Genomic DNA, 18829 nt, shown 5'->3' with positions numbered 1-18829 from the left:
GCGGCGGGGAGGATCACGCGCCTCCGGCAGCGGGCGAAGAGGGGCCCGCGCCTGTCCCTAGGATGTGATCGATTCGAACAGGCTCCGAACAAAAGGAAACTGATGGGCAGACACATACGACGGGCGGCCGCGCTCGTCGCGCCTCTGGCTCTCGGCGCGACCCTCTTAGCTCCGGCCACCGCCCGGGCCGAGACCGTGGTCTCCGGGAACTACACGTCGGTCTTCAACTATCCCAAGCCCACGACCTACGACTCCTCGATCAACGTCTCGGTCGGCGACCTGATCGACCTCGCGGCTCCCGGCTCGACCCTGTACATGGGCATGTACTGGTTCAACAGCGCGGACCTGCGGGCGAAGCTCACCGCCGCCCAGAGCCGCGGCGTCACGCTGCGCATCATCTCGGAGTCGGCCAACCGGCCCAGCAGCGACCTGGACAGCCTCGCGCTCACCGGCGGCTCCACCCTCACCTGGTGCTCCCGCGGGTGCCTGGGCAACGGCTCGGGCGACGCGAACGCGATCGACCACGACAAGTACCTCGTGCTCGACTCGCTGACCGACGGACGCAAGAACGTCGTCTGGCAGGCCTCGCAGAACCTCGCGGGCGGCCAGGACGGCGAGATCAACAACGCGGTCGTCGTGTCCGGCAACGCGACCCTGGCCTCCCGCTACCGCGCGCACTTCAACGACCAGGTCAAGCACGCCGGCGACAGCCTGCACACGACGTACGACTACACCACCGGCGACCCCGCCTCCCCGGTCGAGGCGTACTTCTCGCCGCGCAACACCGCCTCGGACGCCGCCCACTACGGCAACGCCGACATCCTGGCCTCGTTCATCGACCAGGTCGACTGCTCGATGGACGGGAGGATCCGGATCTCCGCCGCCGAACTCGACCAGCGGACCACCCGCCCGGCCGTCTACGACGCCCTGGCGACGAAGCGGTCCGAGGGATGCAGCGTCGACGCGAACGCGCGCGACCTCAGTGACGGCGGCGGCAACAAGGGCATCAACGACCTGACCGCCCTCGACATCGCGGCCTACGGCAACCGCCCCGGCGGCTGCCGCTACAAGACCTCGGCGGGCGCCTCCTGCAACCACGGCACCACCCACTCCAAGTACCTGCTGACGGAGTGGAAGAAGAGCGACGGCACCCAGGTCCAGCACGTGTACACGGGCTCCCACAACTGGACCGCGGGCTCGCTGAAGACGAACGACGAGACGATTCTGCGCATCGACGACGCGGGCACCTACCAGGCGTACGTCGCCAACTTCAACAAGGTGCGCGCGAGCGCGGTCGACCTCGACGCCGCGAAGTACGGCTCGACGTCCCAGCACTACTCCCGGGTCAACGTGGGTACGAACGGCGACCAGCACTACAGCGCCGTCGCCTCCGGCGGCACCTCGTCCGTCTACACCGCGGTGGCCTACGAGCAGGGCGACCGGCACGACGCCTCGGACAGCGAGCTGGGCACCGACGTGTACCTGCGCCTGTACAAGGACGGGGTGCCGCTGTGGGACGAGAAGCTGCTGAGCAACGGCAACACCGGCACCGGGACGACCTGGTCGCACCAGAAGCCCGACGTGGGCGTGGACGACCAGGGCAACGCGATCGTCGTGTGGGCCAAGGACGACGACGGCAACAAGTACGCCGACATCGCGGTCCGCAAGGTGACCCCGGGCGGCACCGTCACCACGCTGCCGCGCCCGCACGCCTCCGGTGACGGGGACCAGCTGCGGCCGGCGGTCGCGGTGGCCGGCGACGGCTCGTACAGCGTCGCCTGGGAGAGCACGGCCGACGGCTCGACCCTCAACCAGGTCTACGCGAGCAGCTGGTCCCCGACCGGCGCGCTGCGCTACCAGGACGTGCAGGTCAGCACCGTCAACTCCGGTGTCGCCGGCTCGAACCGCCGGCCCGACGCGGCGATCGACGACGCCGGGAACACCGTGATCGCCTGGGAGGAGGACGCGGACGGCAACGGCGGCCTCAACATCGGTGTCGCCAAGCTGAACACCTCCGGCGGCTTCTCCGTGGCCCGCAAGGTGGGCAACTCCCTCGCCGACGGGCAGCAGACCAAGCCCGCGGTGGCCTCCACCGGTGACGGCCGGTTCGTCGTCGCCTGGACCGACGAGTACACCACCGGCACCGGCACACTGGTGCGGCCGCAGCGGATCAACCAGCGCTTCTTCTCGGCGACCGGCACTCCCGCGGCGGCGGACCGGCGGACCGCCGAGGACGGCACCGACACCGGCCCCTACGTCGACGGCAAGCGGCCGGTCTCCGACCAGGCGGACGCCGATGTCGCGGTCGCCGACGACGGCACCTTCGTCGTCGCGTGGAAGGAGGCCTTCGACGTGATCGTCGGCAACCCGGCCACCCGGTACGCGGGCCAGGACGACGTGTGGGCCCGCGGCTTCAACGCGGACGGCACGACGACCGGCAGGCTTCCGGCCACCCGCATGAACGTGGTGACCGGCGGCGGGCAGGGCGGCCCGGCCGTGGCCACGGCCTCGAACGGCCGGCTCGCGCTGACGTACTCGGACGACTACGACGCCAACGGCTTCAACGAGATGCGGCTGCGCGACGCGTTCTCCAACTCCTGATCACCCCTCTCCCGCCGCCGCCGTGACGGGCGCGGCGGGAGAGCGGGAACGCCCGAGGGCGGCACCCCCCTTCAGGGGTGCCGCCCTCGGTGTCGTACTGCGACGAACCGCTGATCCGCGAGGGGATCAGAAGTCCATGTCACCGCCCGGCATGCCGCCGCCGGCCGGGGCAGCGCCCGCCTTCTCCGGCTTGTCGGCGATGACGGCCTCGGTGGTGAGGAACAGCGCGGCGATGGAGGCGGCGTTCTGCAGGGCAGAGCGCGTGACCTTCGCCGGGTCGATGATGCCTTCGGCGATCATGTCGACGTACTCACCGGTCGCGGCGTTCAGGCCGTGGCCGACGGGAAGGTTGCGCACCTTCTCGACGATGACGCCACCCTCGAGACCACCGTTGACGGCGATCTGCTTGAGCGGGGCCTCCAGCGCGAGCTTCACGGCGTTGGCGCCGGTCGCCTCGTCACCGGTGAGCTCGAGCTTCTCGAAGACCGAGGAAGCCTGGAGCAGAGCCACGCCACCACCGGCGACGATGCCCTCCTCGACGGCCGCCTTCGCGTTGCGAACGGCGTCCTCGATGCGGTGCTTGCGCTCCTTGAGCTCGACCTCGGTGGCGGCACCGGCCTTGATGACGGCCACGCCGCCGGCCAGCTTCGCCAGACGCTCCTGGAGCTTCTCGCGGTCGTAGTCCGAGTCCGAGTTCTCGATCTCGGCACGGATCTGGTTGACCCGGCCGGCGACCTGGTCGGCAGAGCCGGAGCCGTCGACGATCGTGGTCTCGTCCTTGGTGATGACGACCTTGCGGGCACGGCCCAGCAGGTCCAGACCCGCGTTCTCCAGCTTGAGGCCGACCTCCTCGGAGATGACCTCGCCGCCCGTGAGGATGGCGATGTCGCCGAGCATGGCCTTGCGGCGGTCACCGAAGCCCGGAGCCTTGACGGCGACGGACTTGAAGGTGCCACGGATCTTGTTGACGACCAGGGTCGACAGGGCCTCGCCCTCGACGTCCTCGGCGATGATCAGCAGCGGCTTGCCGCCCTGCATGACCTTCTCGAGGAGCGGGAGCAGGTCCTTGACGTTCGCGATCTTGGAGTTCGCGATCAGGATGTACGGGTCGTCGAGGACGGCCTCCATACGCTCCATGTCGGTGGCGAAGTACGCCGAGATGTAGCCCTTGTCGAAGCGCATACCCTCGGTGAGCTCCAGCTCCAGACCGAAGGTCTGGGACTCCTCGACGGTGATGACGCCTTCCTTGCCGACCTTGTCCATCGCCTCGGCGATGAGCTCGCCGATCTGGGTGTCGGCGGCGGAGATGGAGGCCGTGGAAGCGATCTGCTCCTTGGTCTCGACATCCTTGGCCTGCTCGAGCAGGGCACCGGAGACGGCCTCGACGGCCTTCTCGATACCGCGCTTGAGGGCCATCGGGTTGGCGCCGGCGGCGACGTTGCGCAGGCCCTCGCGGACGAGTGCCTGGGCCAGGACGGTCGCGGTGGTCGTACCGTCACCGGCGACGTCGTCCGTCTTCTTGGCGACTTCCTTGACCAGCTCGGCGCCGATCTTCTCGTACGGGTCCTCGAGCTCGATCTCCTTGGCGATGGAAACACCATCGTTGGTGATCGTGGGCGCGCCCCACTTCTTCTCGAGGACGACGTTACGGCCCTTGGGGCCGAGGGTGACCTTGACGGCGTCGGCGAGCTGGTTCATCCCGCGCTCGAGACCGCGCCGTGCCTCCTCGTCGAACGCGATGATCTTGGCCATGTGAAGTGGTCCTCCCGGACGGGGTGGATTGCTCCGGATCGCGCCGGCGCCCGCGACGGACGGCCTGCATGCCCTGTGGTTCCTTGCCCCACCGGCCTGCGGACCTCGCTGGCCCGATCCAAGTTCTGTCACTCTCACTGGGAGAGTGCTAACGCCAATGATTAGCACTCGACCCCGCCGAGTGCAAGGTGCGCTCGCGAAGCGAGCTCGTTGAGGGGTGGCGGTCGGGCGACGGGCGGGCGCAAGCGCCTCCCACAAAACCGGCCCCTGCGCGAAGCCTCCGACAGGCGCGCGCTCGCGCGCCCGCGCGCGCGGAGGCAAGCAGAGGGAAGACGCACGAGGGGCCCGCATCCCTGGTGGGATGCGAGCCCCTCGGCGTGAGTTGCGTCGGTGGTCGTTCGCGCCCGATCAGACGGCGAGTTTGACCATGTCCGCCTGCGGACCCTTCTGGCCCTGCGAGATCTCGAACTCCACTCGCTGACCCTCTTCGAGGGTGCGGTAGCCGTCCATCTGAATCGCGCTGTAGTGCACGAAGACGTCCGCACCACCGTCGACCGCGATGAAGCCGTACCCCTTCTCCGCGTTGAACCACTTGACGGTGCCCTGAGCCATGCCTAACTCCCCTATTACTGGCCCTTGCACAGACCCGCACTTCGCGGATCCGGGTCAGACCTCCACCCCCCAACGGGTTGGGGGTGTGCGCCGGAACGCGTCGACCGCGGCTGAATGTATCTGTCCAACTGCCGTCTGCAACAGGTCAATCGGACGAGAATTCTGGGCACGACCGATCGCCGGTATGGGGATAATTCGCGGAGATCCAGGGCAAGTCGGGCCCCGTAAATGCCATAAACGGCTCAAAAAGGCCGGGCACTTTGGCTACTTCTTGTCGGCTGCCGGGAAAGAACTCATATGCGTCCGGCATGAAACCAACATCCAGAACGGGGCGACTTCCCCAACCCTACCCCGGTCAACCCTATGGAATTACCCCCTCCACTTCTCTCACGGAGGGGGCAATTCGATGAACTCTTCGTGTTCGGTATTACCGAGGGTAACGATCAGCCTCCGGCGACGGCCGGAATGATCGACACGCCCCCACCGTCCGGGATCGCCGTCTCCAGGCCCTGCTCGAAGCGCACGTCGTCGTCGTTCACGTACACGTTGACGAAGCGGCGCAGCTTGCCCTGGTCGTCCAGGACGCGCGCGCTGATACCCGTGTGGTTCTTCTCCAGGTCGGCGATGACCTCGGCGAGGGTCGCACCCTCGGCCGTCACCTCGGCGGCGCCCCCCGTGTAGGTGCGCAGGATGGTGGGGATGCGGACGTTGACGCTCATGATGCGAGGCCAGCCTCTCGGAAGGAGTCGAGGTTCGGGCGGATGGTCGCGGTCAGCCCGGTGTCCGAGGCCACCGCGTCCAGAGTCTTCAGGCCGTCGCCGGTGTTGAGGACGACGGTGGTCAGGGACGGGTCGAGCAGACCGCTCTCGATCAGCTTGCGGGTGACGCCGACGGTCACCCCGCCCGCGGTCTCCGCGAAGATGCCCTCGGTGCGCGCGAGCAGCTTGATCGCGTCGACGATCTGCGCGTCGTTCACGTCCTCCACGGCACCGCCGGTGCGCCGCGCGATGTCGAGCACGTAGGGCCCGTCGGCGGGGTTGCCGATGGCGAGCGACTTGGCGATGGTGTCCGGCTTCTGCGGACGGACCACGTCGTGGCCGGCCTTGTAGGCGACGGAGACCGGCGAGCAGCCCTCGGCCTGGGCGCCGAAGATCTTGTAGGGCCTGTCCTCGACGAGTCCGAGCTTGATCAGCTCCTGGAGGCCCTTGTCGATCTTCGTGAGCTGGGAGCCGGAGGCGATCGGCACGACGAGCTGGTCCGGCAGCTTCCAGCCGAGCTGCTCGCAGATCTCGTACGCCAGCGTCTTGGAGCCCTCGGCGTAGTACGGGCGGAGGTTGACGTTGACGAAGCCCCAGCCCTCGCCGGCCGGGTCGCCGATCAGCTCGGAGCAGAAGCGGTTCACGTCGTCGTAGTTGCCCTGGATGCCGACCAGCTCGCCGCCGTAGACCGCGGCCATGACGACCTTGCCCTGCTCCAGGTCGTGCGGGATGAACACGCAGGAGCGGAAGCCGGCGCGGGCCGCCGCCGCGCCGACGGCGCCGGCGAGGTTGCCCGTGGAGGAGCAGGAGAGGGTGGTGAAGCCGAAGACGCGGGCCGCTTCGATGGCCTGGGCGACGACGCGGTCCTTGAAGGAGTGCGTCGGGTTGCCGGAGTCGTCCTTGACGAACAGCTTGCCGGTCTCGACGCCGAGCTCGCGGGCCAGGTTGTCGGCCTGCACGAGCTTGGTCCAGCCCGGGTTGATGTTCGGCTTGTCCGCCACGTCCGCGGGGACGGGCAGCAGCGGCGCGTAGCGCCAGATGTTCGCGGGTCCCGCTTCGATGCGCTTGCGGAGTTCTTCGGTTTCGTAGGCCGAGAAGTCGTACGCGATCTCCAGCGGGCCGAAACACTCCTCGCAGGCGAAGACCGGACCGAGGGGGACGCGGTGTCCGCACTCGCGGCAGGAAAGCGCCGCGGCCGGGCCGAGATCGACCGCTTCTGCGGAGTTCGTGGTGCTTGCAACTGTCTGCGCAGCCATGGAGGCGAGGCCCTTTCTCCTCATCTTCCTCACGACGCACTTCGCCGTGAGACGGATTTGGCACCTTCCCTAGCCGGGAGCCTCGCGACGCGATCGTCTGGCGATCGGTACGAGACCGGCTGGAGGGTTGCCGGGGCTTCAACGGGCCGTATCCCTCTGCCCCTCTGGATGAGCGGTATTCGATTGTTGAACTGTTGAGCATATTGCGTGCCGATGATCCAGGACATGCGATGGTCATCAGCGTTGTTCAAGACTGTAACCGAAGGCCAGGACAGTTGAAGCAGTCGTCCGAACCGCGAGACGACGGCAAGCGATCAGCCGCTGGCCGCAGCGGGCACGCTGATGAGAGCGTGTGATCAGACAGTGAGGAGCCGCAGACCGTGCTGAATGAAGTCGACCGCTGGCTGAGCACACGCTCCTGGTCCCTGACCGACCGCCCGCTCCACAAGATCATGGCCGCGAAACGCACCTCCGGGTCGACGGTCAGCGTGGTGCTGCCCGCGCTCAACGAGGAGGAGACCGTCGGCGAGATCGTCTCGATCATCCGCCACGACCTGATGCAGCAGGTGCCCCTCGTCGACGAGATCGTCGTCGTCGACTCGGGCTCCACGGACCGCACGTCCGCGGTCGCCGCCGCCGCGGGCGCCAGAGTGGTGCACCGCGACGACATCCTGCCCAGCCTGCCGGCCGTGCCCGGCAAGGGCGAGGTGCTGTGGCGGTCGCTGCTCGTGACGAGCGGCGACATCGTCTGTTTCATCGACGCGGACCTCAAGGAGTTCTCGTCCGACTTCGTCCTCGGGATCGTGGGCCCCCTGCTCACGGACCCGGGCGTCGATCTCGTCAAGGCGATGTACGACCGTCCGCTGGGCGGCGCCGCCGGGCAGGGCGGCCGGGTCACCGAGCTGATGGCCCGCCCCCTGCTGAACATGCACTGGCCGCAGCTCGCGGGCTTCGTGCAGCCGCTCGGCGGGGAGTACGCGGCCCGGCGCTCGCTGCTCGAACAGCTGCCGTTCCCGGTCGGGTACGGCGTGGAGCTGGGCATGCTCGTCGACGCGCTGCACCTGGTGGGCCTGGACGCCCTCGCCCAGGTCGACGTGGGGGTGCGCAAGCACCGCCACCAGGACGGCCAGGCCCTGGGCCGCATGGCCGCCGCGATCTACCGCACCGCCCAGTTGCGGCTGGCCCGCGGCCACCTGATCCGCCCCGCGATCACCCAGTTCGAGCGCACCCGGGACGGTTTCGAGCCGCGCACGTACTCGGTGGACACGGAGGAAAGGCCCCCCATGTCCGAAATCGCCGAGTACCAGCAGCGCAAAGCCGCGTGAGCGTTCCCGTCGGCCGGGGATCGCATACGGCCGACGGGAACGTTTGAGCGTTTCCGGACGGGGCTAGGTTTCGAGGCATGGCTTCCACGCACGGTGCCCACGGCATCCTCGTCGCGTCCAACCGCGGCCCGATCACCTACCAGACCCAGGACGACGGCTCGCTGCAGGCCAAGCGGGGCGGCGGCGGGCTCGTCTCCGGGCTGTCGGCGATCGGGCCGGACGCGGACGCCCTGTGGGTGTGCGCGGCCCTCGGCGACGGCGACCGGGAGGCCGTGCGCCGGGGGGTCGGGGAGGACGGCGTGCGGATGCTGGACATCGACGCCGAGGTGCACGCCGACGCGTACAACGGCATCGCCAACTCCGTGCTGTGGTTCGTCCACCACATGCTGTACCAGACCCCGCTGGAGCCGGTCTTCGACGCGGAGTTCCGGCGCCAGTGGGACGCGTACCGCGCCTACAACCAGGCCTTCGCCGAGGCGCTGGCCGAGGAGGCCGCCGAGGGCGCCTCGGTGCTGGTCCAGGACTACCACCTGTGCCTGGTGCCGGGGCTGCTCCGCGCGCTCCGGCCCGACCTGCGCATCGGCCACTTCTCCCACACGCCGTGGGCGCCCGTGGACTACTTCCGGATGCTGCCCGACGACATCCGCGCGGAGCTGCTGGACGGCATGCTCGGCGCGGACCGGCTGGCGTTCCTGACCTGGCGCTGGGCGACGGCCTTCCTGGACTGCGCGGCGGAGATCGACCCGGAGCGCTACCGCGTGCCGCCCGCCTCGGAGGCGTCGCGGTCGGTCGAGCACCTCGACGGCGCCGCGCCCGCCCGGACCCTCGTCGGCGTGCACGGGCTCGGCGCGGACGCCGAGTTCCTGCGCGCCCGCTCGCACGAGGCCGACGTCGAGGAGCGGATCGTCGCGCTGCGCGAGGAGATCGGCGAGGGGCGCCGGACGATCGTGCGCGTCGACCGGACCGAGCTGTCGAAGAACATCGTGCGCGGCATGCTGGCCTACCGGCAGCTCCTCGACGACCACCCGGAGTGGCGCGAGCGCGTCGTCCACGTGGCGTTCGCCTACCCCTCGCGGCAGGACCTCGCGATCTACCGGGACTACACGGCCGAGGTGCAGCGCGTCGCCGACGAGATCAACTCCAGCTACGGGACGCCCGGTTGGACCCCGGTCGTGCTGCACGTCAAGGACGACTTCGCCCGCTCGCTCGCCGCGTACCGGCTGGCGGACGTGGCCCTGGTGAACCCCATCAGGGACGGCATGAACCTCGTCGCCAAGGAGGTCCCGGTCGTCTCGGACGAGGGCTGCGTCCTGGTCCTGTCGCGGGAGGCGGGGGCGTACGAGGAGCTGGGCGAGGACGCCGTCTCGGTGAACCCGTACGACATCATCGGCACCGCGCGGGCCCTGCACGAGGCGCTGACCATGCAGCCGGGCGAACGCGCCGAGCGGACCAAGCGGCTGACCGCCGCGGCCACCGCGCTGCCGCCGGCCCAGTGGTTCCTGGACCAGCTGCACGCGCTGGAGGCCTGACCCGGCGACCGGCCGTCCACCGGCCACCGTCCAACAAGGCCGTTGCCGCAGCCGGGTTGTCGTGACCCGGCGGGCAACGGCCTTCGTTCTCAGGCCAGTCGCGCGGCGAGCGCGGCGAGCAGCCGGACGACTCCGGCCGGCCCGTCGACCACCAGGTCGGCGCGCTCGGCGAGTTCACCGACCTCGGGGGTGCCGCTGCACACCAGGAGCCCGGGGACGCCGTCGGAGCGGAGCTTGTCCACGGCGGCGAACGCGGGCAGGTCGCCCAGGTCGTCACCGGCGTACAGGACGGCCTCGGCGCCGGTCTCGCGGATGTAGTCGAGGAGGGCGACCCCCTTGTCCATGCCGGGCGGGCGCAGCTCCAGGACCATCCGGCCGGGTTCGACGATCAGTCCGTGCCGGGTGGCGAGGTCGGCGAGCGGTTCACGGAGCGCTTCGAAGGCGGCCTGCGGGTCCTCGGCGCGGCGCGTGTGCACGGCGAGCGCGCGGCCCTTCTCCTCGATCCAGGTGCCCTGCCAGGCGCCGATCTTGTCCAGGAAGCCCGGCAGTTCGGCGCGGACGGCGGCGACGCCGGGGTGCGGGGCGGGGGCGGTGACGTCGCCGCTGACGGCGTCCCAGCGTTCGGCGCCGTAGTGGCCGAGGACGACGAGGTGCTCCAGTCCGGGGACGCCCGCGAAGCCGCCGTGCCGGACGGCGACGCCGGGCGGACGGCCGGTGATCACGGCGACGGAGGCGACCTTCGGGGCCAGTGCCGCGAGGGCGGGGACCGCGTCCGGATGTGCGCGGGCCCGGTCGGGGTCGGCGACGATGGGGGCGAGGGTCCCGTCGAAGTCGAGTGCGACGACCGTCCGGGTGGGGCGGGAGAGGATCGCTTCCAGACCGTCGCGCCCGGCGGGGGTCACCGGGGCCGGCAAGGGGTCCTTGGATTCGGGGTGGCTGCCCATGGGGCGACCCTATCCGGGTCCGGGCGGGCGCACCCCCGGCTCGTGGCCGCGCGGGGGACCGTGCGGCCGGAATGCGCCGGGGCCCGGCCGGTCAGCGCTCCGAGCGGCGGGCCTCCCGCACCCGGCGCAGCCGGTTCACCGTCACCGGGTCGTGCGCGAGGGCCCTCGGGTCGTCCAGCAGGGCGTTGAGCAGCTGGTAGTAGCGGACCGGGGCCAGACCCAGCTGTTCCCGTATCGCGCGCTCCTTGGCGCCGGGGCCCGCGAAGCCACGGCGCTCCAGGGCGAGGACGCGCTGTTCCCGCGCCGGCAGCTCTTCCATGGACAGCACGGTAACCCCCACCACCGACAGCGGCCCGTGCCCCTCGTCCTGGCCCCTGGCCCTCGTCCTGCCCGGAGGGCTAGCCCGCCCTGCTGTCCGCCATGGTCGCGCTGGTCTGGAGCGAGCCGAGCACCTCGGCCGGGTCGCCGCCCGGGCTGACGGCCTTGGCGATGCTGCTCTTCACGTCGGCGCTGACCCCGGCCCAGGAGGTCTTGCCGACCGGGTAGAGCTGGGAGGAGGGGAGCTGGGCGAGGAAGGGCTCCAGGTCCTTGTCGTCCTTGTCCACGGCCATGGCCTCGGACGCGGACGCGGTGACGGGCAGCAGGTCGTACTTGTGGGAGAAGGCCAGGACGTTCTTGTCCTGGTAGACGAAGTCGAGGAAGTCGCCGACCTGCTCGGCGTTGCCGTTCTTCTTGAAGGCCATCATCCAGTCGGCGACGCCCATGGTCGCCTTCGCCCTGCCGTCGATGCCGGGCATCGGCACCATGCCGAACTTCACGCCCTTGCTCGCGGCCTGCTGCATCAGGGTGGGGTGTCCGACGAGCATGCCGACGTCACCGCGGGTGAACGCCGAGAAGGCGGCCGCACGGTTCAGCTTGGCAGGTGCGACGGGTCCGGTGAGGCCCTTGGCGACCAGTTCCTCCTTGATCCAGGAGAACGTGTGGACGTTCTGCACGGAATCTATGGAGTACGTGCCGACGTCGTCCGTGTAGCCGGTGCCGCCGCCGCTCAGCAGCCACTGCATCGTCTCCGCCTGGGCCTCCTCGGGACCGAGCGGCAGCGCGTAGGGGAACTTCACGCCCTTCGCCTTGAGCGCCCTCGCGTCGGCCGCGAGCTCGCTCCAGGTCGTGGGCGGGGTGATGCCGGCCTCGGAGAACAGCGTCTTGTTGAAGAAGAGGAGCCGCGTGGACGAGGCGAACGGCAGCCCGTACTGCGTCTGGTCGATCTGCCCGGCGTCGGCGAGCTGGGAGACGAAGTTGGCCTGCACGGGTATGGAGACCAGGTCGTCGGCCCGGTAGAGCTGGCCTTTCGCCGCGTAGTCGGCGTACGCGCCGATCTGCGCCATGTCGGGCGCGTGGCCCGCCGCGACCATCTCCTTGACCTTGCGGTCGACGTCGGTCCAGGGGTAGACGCTGACCTCGACCCTGGTCCCCGGGTGCGCGGACTCGTAGGCCTTCGCGAGACCGTCCCAGTACGTGCGCGAGGTGTTGGCCTTCGAGTCGCCGTAGTCCGCGGCCACGAGTCTGAGCGTCACGTCCGAGGATTCCTCCGAGCCGCCGCACCCCGCGAGGGTCGCCGCCATGCCCAGGACCGAGACCGCCGCCGTCATTCCCGTCATACGCCGCTGCACCGCTTGCTCTCCCCAACCCCTGAGCCGTATCGGCTGCTTCATTTGCTTGTGCGTCCGTTGCATCCGTCTCGGAATGCGGATCCAAGGTCTACACCACGTGAGTGGACTAGACCTCTCCTGGGGTAAGGGGCGACACTGTCCCCCGTGAGACATGTCATCGCCCTCGATGTGGGCGGCACCGGGATGAAGGCGGCCCTCGTCGGGGTCGACCCCGAACCCGCCGCCGGCCGCCCCGACGCGCCGCCGCCGCAGGCCCCCGAGCACCCCGTGCTGCTGCACCAGGCCCGCCGGGCCACCGGCCGCGAGCGCGGGCCCGAGGCCGTCGTCGACGACATCCTCGACTTCGCCGCCGAGCTGCGCGCCCACGGCGAGAAGCACTTCGGCCAGAGCGCCCTGGCGGCCGGCGTCGCCGTGCCCGGCATCGTCGACGCCGAACACGGCATCGCCGTCTACGCCGCCAACCTCGGCTGGCGCGACGTCCCGCTGCGCCGGCTGCTCGGCGAACGGCTCGGCGGCGTCCCCGTGGCCCTCGGGCACGACGTGCGCACCGGCGGTCTCGCGGAGGGCCGGATCGGCGCCGGCCAGGGGGCGGACCGCTTCCTGTTCGTGCCGCTGGGCACCGGCATAGCGGGGGCCATCGGCATCAACGGCAGCGTCGAGGAGGGCGCGCACGGTTTCGCCGGGGAGATCGGCCACATCGTCGTACGGCCCGGCGGGACCGCGTGTCCCTGCGGGCAGTACGGCTGTCTGGAACGGTTCGCCTCGGCGGCGGCCGTCAGCCAGGCCTGGGCCGAGGTGTCCGGCGACCCGGACGCGGACGCGGCGGACTGCGCCAAGGCCGTCGAGTCGGGCGACCCGCGGGCGCGGGCCGTGTGGCAGGACGCCGTCGACGCGCTCGCCGACGGGCTGGTCACCGCGCTCACCCTCCTGGACCCGCGCACCCTGATCATCGGTGGCGGGCTCGCGGAGGCCGGGGAAACCTTGTTCACACCGCTGCGGGCCGCGGTCGAGCGCCGCGTCACCTTCCAGAAACTGCCGTCCATCGTCCCCGCCGCCCTCGGGGACACGGCTGGCTGCCTCGGTGCCGGGCTCCTCGCCCGGGACCTCCTGAACACCACGTCAACGACTCCCCGGAGGTAACCACCTGATGGCTCCTAGCAAGGTTCTCGCCGGTGCCCGGGTGGTCCTGCCCACCGGGACCGTGCCCGAAGGCCGCGTCATCGTCGACGGTGCGCGCATCGGCGGGAGCGCTCCCGCGGACGCCGACGTCGTCGACCTGTCCGGCCACTGGCTGGTCCCCGGCTTCGTCGACATCCACAACCACGGCGGTGGCGGCGCGTCCTTCACCTCGGGCACGGTCGAGGACGTCCTGAAGGGCATCCACACCCACCGTCTGCACGGCACCACCACCGTCGTCGCCTCCACCGTCACCGGAGACATGGACGGCCTCGCCCAGCGCGCCGGACTGCTCTCCGAGCTGGCCGAGCAGGGCGACCTCGCGGGCATCCACTTCGAGGGGCCGTTCATCTCGCCGTGCCGCAAGGGCGCGCACTCCGAGGAACTGCTGCGCGACCCGGACCCCGCCGACGTCCGCAAGCTGATCGACGCGGCCCGCGGCCACGCCAAGATGGTCACCCTCGCCACCGAGCTGCCGGGCGGCCTCGACTCCGTGCGGCTGCTCGCCGAGCACGGCGTGATCGCGGCGATCGGCCACACCGACGCGACGTACGAGCAGACGCAGGCGGCCATCGACGCGGGCGCGACCGTGGCGACCCACCTGTTCAACGCGATGCCGCCGCTCGGGCACCGCGCGCCGGGCCCGATCGCCGCCCTCCTGGAGGACGAGCGGGTCACCGTCGAGCTGATCAACGACGGCACGCACCTGCACCCCGCCTCGCTGGAGCTGGCGTTCCACCACGCGGGCGCCGGACGGGTCGCGTTGATCACCGACGCGATGGACGCGGCCGGCTTCGGCGACGGGCGCTACATGCTCGGCCCGCTGGAGGTCGAGGTCGCGGACGGCGTCGCCCGCCTGGTGGAGGGCGGTTCGATCGCGGGCTCCACGCTTACCCTCGACCGCGCCTTCCAGCGCGCGGTCACCGTCGACCGGCTGCCGGTCGACGACGTCGTGGAGGCCATCTCGGCCAACCCGGCCCGCCTGCTGGGCCTGTACGACCGCAAGGGGTCCCTGGAGCCCGGCAAGGACGCGGACCTCGTGGTGCTCGACGCGGACTTCGCGCTCAAGGGCGTGATGCGCGGCGGCGCGTGGGTGGTCGATCCCCAACTGGGGTGATTCGCCCCTTTGTTGTGGCACGGCGGTCGGCCCGGGGACTGGGCCGACCGCCGTTGTCTTTGGCATGATCGTGCCTCCGGAACCACCGGCGGGCGCCCAGCCGGCGCGCCCACGTCACACCACTCTCGGGGGAGGTCGTCGCAGGTGATCCTCACGGTCACGCTGAACACCGCTCTCGACATCACCTACAAGGTGCGGTCCCTGCGCCCGCACGCCTCGCACCGGGTGAGCGAGGTGACCGAACGCCCGGGCGGCAAGGGCCTGAACGTCGGCCGCGTGCTCGCCGCGCTCGGCCACGAGGTGACGGTCACCGGGTTCACGGGCGGCGCGACCGGCCGTCAGGTGGGCGAGCTGCTCGCCGGGACACCCCGGGTCGAGGACGCGCTCGTCCCGGTCGCCGGAGCGACGCGCCGCACCATAGCCGTGGTCGACACGACGACCGGTGACACGACTCAGCTCAACGAACCGGGACCGGAGATCACCCCCGCCGAGTGGGCGGCCCTCCAGGAGACGTACGAGCGGCTGCTGCGCTCGGCCTCCGCGGTGGCCCTGTGCGGCAGCCTGCCGCCCGGGGTCCCGGTCGGCGCCTACGCCCAACTCGTGCGCACCGCACGCGCCCTGGCCGTCCCGGTGCTCCTCGACACGAGCGGCGAGCCGCTGCGCCGGGGCGTCGCGGCCCGCCCCGACATCGTCAAGCCGAACGCCGACGAGCTCGCCGAACTCACCGGCTCCCACGAGCCGTTGCAGGCCGCCCGCAACGTCCGCAGGCGCGGCGCGTACGCGGTGGTGGCCTCCCTCGGCCCGGAGGGCCTCCTGGCGCACACCCCGGACGGCCACTGGCGGGCCAGGCCGCCCGTGCGCGCCCACGGGAACCCGACCGGCGCGGGCGACTCGGCGGTCGCGGGCCTGCTGTCGGGTCTGGTCGAGAAGTTGCCCTGGCCGGACCGGCTGGCCCGCGCGGTCGCCCTGTCGGCGGCGACGGTCGCGGCCCCCACGGCGGGCGAGTTCGACCGCCCGCTGTACGAGAGCCTGCTGGACAGGGTCACGGTCACGACGGAGGCCGCGGCGGCGTAGCCGCGCGGCCTCTCCTGCGGCCCAGGGGCCGGTGCTCGCGGCCCGGGTGTCCGGGCCGGAACCTAGTCCTTGACCTGGCCCTTCTTCAGCGAGAACTGGTCGAGCAGCACGTTGCAGCTGTCGCCGTCCCCGCAGGAGAGGGTGATCGTGTTGGTGCCCTTGTTGAGGCTGGGCCAGGCGTACGTCTTCGTCCAGCCCTTGGCGAAGTCGCCGTCGGCGGCGTCCGCGTAGTTCTTCATGCTGAGCTTGGAGCCGAAGGTCTTGCCATTGACGGTGAGTGTCATCGACTGGTCGGCGCCGGGCACGCTGTAGCGCGCGAAGAGGGTGTAGACGCCGTCGCTGGGGACGCCGTCGACCGTCCAGGTGACCGAGGCACCCGGGCTGTTCAGGCCGGCCACGTAGACCCCGCCGTCGGACTGGGCGCCCTTGACGTCGGAGGCGGTGCTCACGCCGGTGCCGAGGTTCAACGCCTTGGCGTCGATCTCCTTCGGGTCCATGGCACCGCCCGGCGCCTTGGACGCCGACTGGCTCGGAGAGGCGCTCTGCGAGGCCGTGGAGGTGGGGTCCGCCGCCGCGTCGTTCTTGTCGTCGTCCCCGCCGCCACCGAGCATGGCGACGCCGATGCCGATCACGACGGCGGCGACCACGGCGATCGCGCCGATGAGGAGGCCCTTGGTGTTCGGGCCGCCGGCGCGCCCGCCGCCGTCACCGTGACCGGGCATGGGCGAGCGCGTCGTGACGGGTCCGCCCGGAACGGTCTCGGGGGCCGCGTAGTGCGCGTTCGGCTGGTTGTAGCCCTGCTGCTGCGGCACCTGGCCGTACGGGGCGGTCGGGGCGTTCGGCTGGCCGTAGGGGCCCTGGGCGGTCTGCTGCTGGCCGTACTGGCGCTCGCCGACGGCCCGCACCCGGTTGACCGAACCGGGGTAGCCGTAGCCACCACCTCCTCCGGACGGCGGGGTGGCTCCGTTGGCCTGACCGTCGGCGTACAGATAGCCGAACGGGTCGTCGTCCTCGGGCGTGCTCGCGCCGTTGTTGCCGGGCGTCATCCCTTGGTCTCCTCAGCGGGTGCGGTTCAGATGCGGTACGTGAATGAATGGCGAGCCTACCCGCTCCCGCTGGGCCAAACGGGGGGCCTTCACCACACCGACTCACTGACCTGGGGCTATCCCGCGCGCCTGTGTTGTTTCGGACGTGATCGTTTCTCGACGTACATCCGCTCGTCAGCGGATTTCAACACTTCGTCCGCCGTCATGCCGCAGTGTGCCCACCCGATGCCGAAGCTGGCGCCGACCCGCACGGCCCGCCCGTCGACCCTGATGGGCGGGATGATCGCGTTCCGCAGCCGGACCGCGAGGTCCTGGGCGTCCGCCCGGCCGAGACCGTCGGCGAGGACCACGAACTCGTCGCCGCCGAGCCGGGCCACCGTGTCGCCGTCACGGACGCCGTGGGTCAGCCGGCGGGCGACCTCGATGAGCACCTCGTCCCCCGCGTTGTGCCCGAACCGGTCGTTGATCGACTTGAAGCCGTCGAGGTCGCAGAAGAGCACCGCGAGACCCTTCGTGCCGTCGTCCGTCTCCCCCTCGGGGGCGATGGTGTGCACGTGGTGGTCGAAGGCGTCGAAGGCCTCGGAGGCGGACCGGAAGTCGAAACCGTGCCCGTTCCCGTCGAAGGCGGGGTGGCCGTCGTGGGCGGCGCCCGGCAGCTCCGCGAAGTCCCCGTGCCCGTAGGCCGCGTCCAGTGAGGCGACCGCGCCGGGCGGCAGGGACTGCGGGCGGGCGCAGAGACGGGAGCTGAGCCGGGAGCGCAGTTCGGCGGAGTTGGGCAGACCGGTCAGCGCGTCGTGCGAGGCGCGGTGCGCGAGCTGGAGCTCCCGGCGCTTGCGCTCCTCTATGTCCTCGACGTGGGTGAGCAGGAAGCGCGGGCCGTCGGCGGCGTCCGCGACGACGGAGTTGCGCAGGTGGACCCAGACATAGGTGCCGTCGCGGCGCCCGAGCCGCAGCTCGGCCCGGCCGCCCTCGGCGGAGGTGCGCAGCAGGGTGCCGATGTCCTCGGGGTGCACGAGGTCGGAGAAGGAGTAGCGGCGCATCGCGGAGGCGGGCCGCCCGAGCAGCCGGCACAGGGCGTCGTTGGTGCGCAGGATGCGCCCGTGCTGGTCACCGCCCATCTCGGCGATCGCCATGCCGGAGGGCGCGTACTCGAAAGCCTGCCGGAAGGACTCCTCGCTGGCGCGCAGGGCCTGCTGCTCGCGCTCCAGGCGGACCAGGGCGCGCTGCATGTTGGCGCGCAGCCGTGCGTTGCTGATCGCGATGGCGGCCTGGAAGGCGTACATCTGGAGGGCCTCGCGGCCCCAGGCGCCGGGCCGCCGGCCGTTGCGCGGCCGGTCCACGGACAGGACGCCGATCAGCTCGCCGTGGCCGCCGGAGACGCTCGGGGTGTACATCGGCGCGAAGAGGCGGTCGGAGGGGTGCCACTCGTCCTCGAAGCGCGGTGCGGGACCGTCCGTGTACCACTGGGGCACGTCGTCCTCGTCCAGGACCCAGCCCTCGGTGTGCGGTATGAACCGCAGGTCGCCCCAGCCCTCGCCCATGGTGAGCCGGCGCTCCCAGGAGGTGCGGGAGCCGACGCGGCCGGTGATGAGGGCCTCGGCGGCGGAGTTGCCCGCCAGGGCGGCGACGACGAGGTCGCCGTCGGGGCGTACGAGGTTGACGCAGGCCAGCTCGTAGCCGAGCCCGGTGACCACGCCGTCGGCGACGGTCTGCAGCGTGTCGGCCAGGCTGCGGGCGGTGTTCATGTCCGCCATCACCTGGTGCAGCTGCCGCAGGGTCGCAAGACGGACGTAGGGCTCCGACTCGGTCTCCATTCGCCCTCCCCTCGAGACCTCGCAGCAACTCCAGGGTTCTCTCGGCGTACCCAGGTGCTCTTCGGTGCTCTGCTGACTACGGCCTTGGCGACCGGGCGGTGCTCGCCGTGAGGACCCTCACGGCGTACTGCTTGGTAGCTTCCTGCATGGCGTCT

The 18829-nt window shown here is 70.9% G+C and carries 15 protein-coding genes and 1 riboswitch; of the genes, 6 read left to right on the top strand and 9 right to left on the bottom strand.

The genetic code is table 11. The features are described from left to right. Positions 1 to 102: 102 nt before the first annotated feature. A complete protein-coding gene (locus tag OG406_RS22290; RefSeq protein WP_329187380.1) occupies positions 103 to 2601 on the top strand; it encodes a phospholipase D-like domain-containing protein in 2499 nt (832 codons plus the stop codon). A gap of 126 nt (positions 2602 to 2727) precedes the next feature. On the opposite strand, the gene groL is transcribed toward OG406_RS22290, so the two are convergent. The 4 genes from groL to thrC all read right to left on the bottom strand — a co-directional run bounded on the left by groL (position 2728) and on the right by thrC (position 6979). Continuing rightward, positions 2728 to 4353 carry a chaperonin GroEL gene (groL, locus tag OG406_RS22285; RefSeq protein WP_081217929.1) on the bottom strand — a complete coding sequence of 542 codons (1626 nt, stop codon included), beginning with the start codon at positions 4351 to 4353 and terminating at the stop codon, positions 2728 to 2730. 408 nt (positions 4354 to 4761) lie between these two features. Beyond that, positions 4762 to 4965: a cold-shock protein gene (locus tag OG406_RS22280; RefSeq protein WP_005315736.1), complete on the bottom strand. Its 204-nt coding sequence runs from the start codon at positions 4963 to 4965 to the stop codon at positions 4762 to 4764. A gap of 443 nt (positions 4966 to 5408) precedes the next feature. Beyond that, entirely contained in the window at positions 5409 to 5684 is a 276-nt protein-coding gene (locus tag OG406_RS22275) for a MoaD/ThiS family protein (protein WP_329187378.1), read from the bottom strand. After that, the gene (gene thrC, locus OG406_RS22270) at positions 5681 to 6979 is read right to left on the bottom strand and encodes a threonine synthase (RefSeq protein ID WP_081217931.1); all 1299 of its coding nucleotides are present in this window, start codon (positions 6977 to 6979) and stop codon (positions 5681 to 5683) included. Before thrC ends, OG406_RS22275 begins: the two co-directional genes overlap by 4 nt. 17 nt (positions 6980 to 6996) lie before the next feature. Beyond that, positions 6997 to 7154, bottom strand: a riboswitch (SAM riboswitch). Between the two features lie 205 nt (positions 7155 to 7359). On the opposite strand from thrC, the gene OG406_RS22265 reads away from it, so the two are divergent. Further along, on the top strand, positions 7360 to 8304 hold the full coding sequence (locus OG406_RS22265) for a glucosyl-3-phosphoglycerate synthase (protein WP_164372108.1): 945 nt from the start codon (positions 7360 to 7362) through the stop codon (positions 8302 to 8304). Positions 8305 to 8381: 77 nt separating this feature from the next. Beyond that, the gene (locus OG406_RS22260) at positions 8382 to 9833 is read left to right on the top strand and encodes an alpha,alpha-trehalose-phosphate synthase (UDP-forming) (protein WP_164372109.1); all 1452 of its coding nucleotides are present in this window, start codon (positions 8382 to 8384) and stop codon (positions 9831 to 9833) included. An 89-nt stretch (positions 9834 to 9922) separates the two neighbouring features. On the opposite strand, the gene otsB is transcribed toward OG406_RS22260, so the two are convergent. From otsB to OG406_RS22245, 3 genes are all read right to left on the bottom strand, one after another. Then, entirely contained in the window at positions 9923 to 10777 is an 855-nt protein-coding gene (otsB, locus tag OG406_RS22255; protein ID WP_266614702.1) for a trehalose-phosphatase, read from the bottom strand. A 91-nt stretch (positions 10778 to 10868) separates the two neighbouring features. Further along, a complete protein-coding gene (locus OG406_RS22250) occupies positions 10869 to 11096 on the bottom strand; it encodes a DUF3263 domain-containing protein (protein WP_081217935.1) in 228 nt (75 codons plus the stop codon). A gap of 79 nt (positions 11097 to 11175) precedes the next feature. After that, a complete protein-coding gene (locus OG406_RS22245) occupies positions 11176 to 12435 on the bottom strand; it encodes an ABC transporter substrate-binding protein (RefSeq protein ID WP_442813818.1) in 1260 nt (419 codons plus the stop codon). A 156-nt stretch (positions 12436 to 12591) separates the two neighbouring features. Here OG406_RS22245 and OG406_RS22240 point away from each other — a divergent pair, with 156 nt between their 5' ends. From OG406_RS22240 to OG406_RS22230, 3 genes are all read left to right on the top strand, one after another. Then, complete coding sequence (locus OG406_RS22240) at positions 12592 to 13587, top strand: ROK family protein (RefSeq protein ID WP_164372111.1); 996 nt, start codon at positions 12592 to 12594, stop codon at positions 13585 to 13587. Between the two features lie 7 nt (positions 13588 to 13594). Next, positions 13595 to 14740 carry an N-acetylglucosamine-6-phosphate deacetylase gene (nagA, locus tag OG406_RS22235; protein ID WP_164372112.1) on the top strand — a complete coding sequence of 382 codons (1146 nt, stop codon included), beginning with the start codon at positions 13595 to 13597 and terminating at the stop codon, positions 14738 to 14740. 144 nt (positions 14741 to 14884) lie between these two features. After that, positions 14885 to 15814, top strand: coding sequence for a 1-phosphofructokinase family hexose kinase (locus tag OG406_RS22230; RefSeq protein ID WP_329187371.1), 930 nt, complete (start codon positions 14885 to 14887; stop codon positions 15812 to 15814). A 62-nt stretch (positions 15815 to 15876) separates the two neighbouring features. Here OG406_RS22230 and OG406_RS22225 read toward each other — a convergent pair whose 3' ends face one another. After that, positions 15877 to 16860, bottom strand: a complete 984-nt coding sequence (locus OG406_RS22225; RefSeq protein ID WP_164372114.1) for a carbohydrate-binding protein — start codon at positions 16858 to 16860, stop codon at positions 15877 to 15879. A gap of 116 nt (positions 16861 to 16976) precedes the next feature. Next, positions 16977 to 18674, bottom strand: a complete 1698-nt coding sequence (cdgB, locus tag OG406_RS22220; RefSeq protein ID WP_081217941.1) for a diguanylate cyclase CdgB — start codon at positions 18672 to 18674, stop codon at positions 16977 to 16979. Positions 18675 to 18829: the final 155 nt, after the last annotated feature.

The organism is Streptomyces sp. NBC_01428 (genome assembly GCF_036231965.1).
Lineage (GTDB): Bacteria > Actinomycetota > Actinomycetes > Streptomycetales > Streptomycetaceae > Streptomyces.
This window is presented reverse-complemented; position numbering and strand designations above follow the sequence as displayed.

Coding starts and splice junctions, on each gene's coding strand:
- OG406_RS22290 (WP_329187380.1), top strand. CDS start 103: ATGGGCAGACACATACGACGGGCGGCCGCGCTCGTCGCGCCTCTGGCT.
- groL (WP_081217929.1), bottom strand. CDS start 4,353: ATGGCCAAGATCATCGCGTTCGACGAGGAGGCACGGCGCGGTCTCGAG.
- OG406_RS22280 (WP_005315736.1), bottom strand. CDS start 4,965: ATGGCTCAGGGCACCGTCAAGTGGTTCAACGCGGAGAAGGGGTACGGC.
- OG406_RS22275 (WP_329187378.1), bottom strand. CDS start 5,684: ATGAGCGTCAACGTCCGCATCCCCACCATCCTGCGCACCTACACGGGG.
- thrC (WP_081217931.1), bottom strand. CDS start 6,979: ATGGCTGCGCAGACAGTTGCAAGCACCACGAACTCCGCAGAAGCGGTC.
- OG406_RS22260 (WP_164372109.1), top strand. CDS start 8,382: ATGGCTTCCACGCACGGTGCCCACGGCATCCTCGTCGCGTCCAACCGC.
- otsB (WP_266614702.1), bottom strand. CDS start 10,777: ATGGGCAGCCACCCCGAATCCAAGGACCCCTTGCCGGCCCCGGTGACC.
- OG406_RS22250 (WP_081217935.1), bottom strand. CDS start 11,096: ATGGAAGAGCTGCCGGCGCGGGAACAGCGCGTCCTCGCCCTGGAGCGC.
- OG406_RS22245 (WP_442813818.1), bottom strand. CDS start 12,435: ATGACGGGAATGACGGCGGCGGTCTCGGTCCTGGGCATGGCGGCGACC.
- nagA (WP_164372112.1), top strand. CDS start 13,595: ATGGCTCCTAGCAAGGTTCTCGCCGGTGCCCGGGTGGTCCTGCCCACC.
- OG406_RS22225 (WP_164372114.1), bottom strand. CDS start 16,860: ATGACGCCCGGCAACAACGGCGCGAGCACGCCCGAGGACGACGACCCG.
- cdgB (WP_081217941.1), bottom strand. CDS start 18,674: ATGGAGACCGAGTCGGAGCCCTACGTCCGTCTTGCGACCCTGCGGCAG.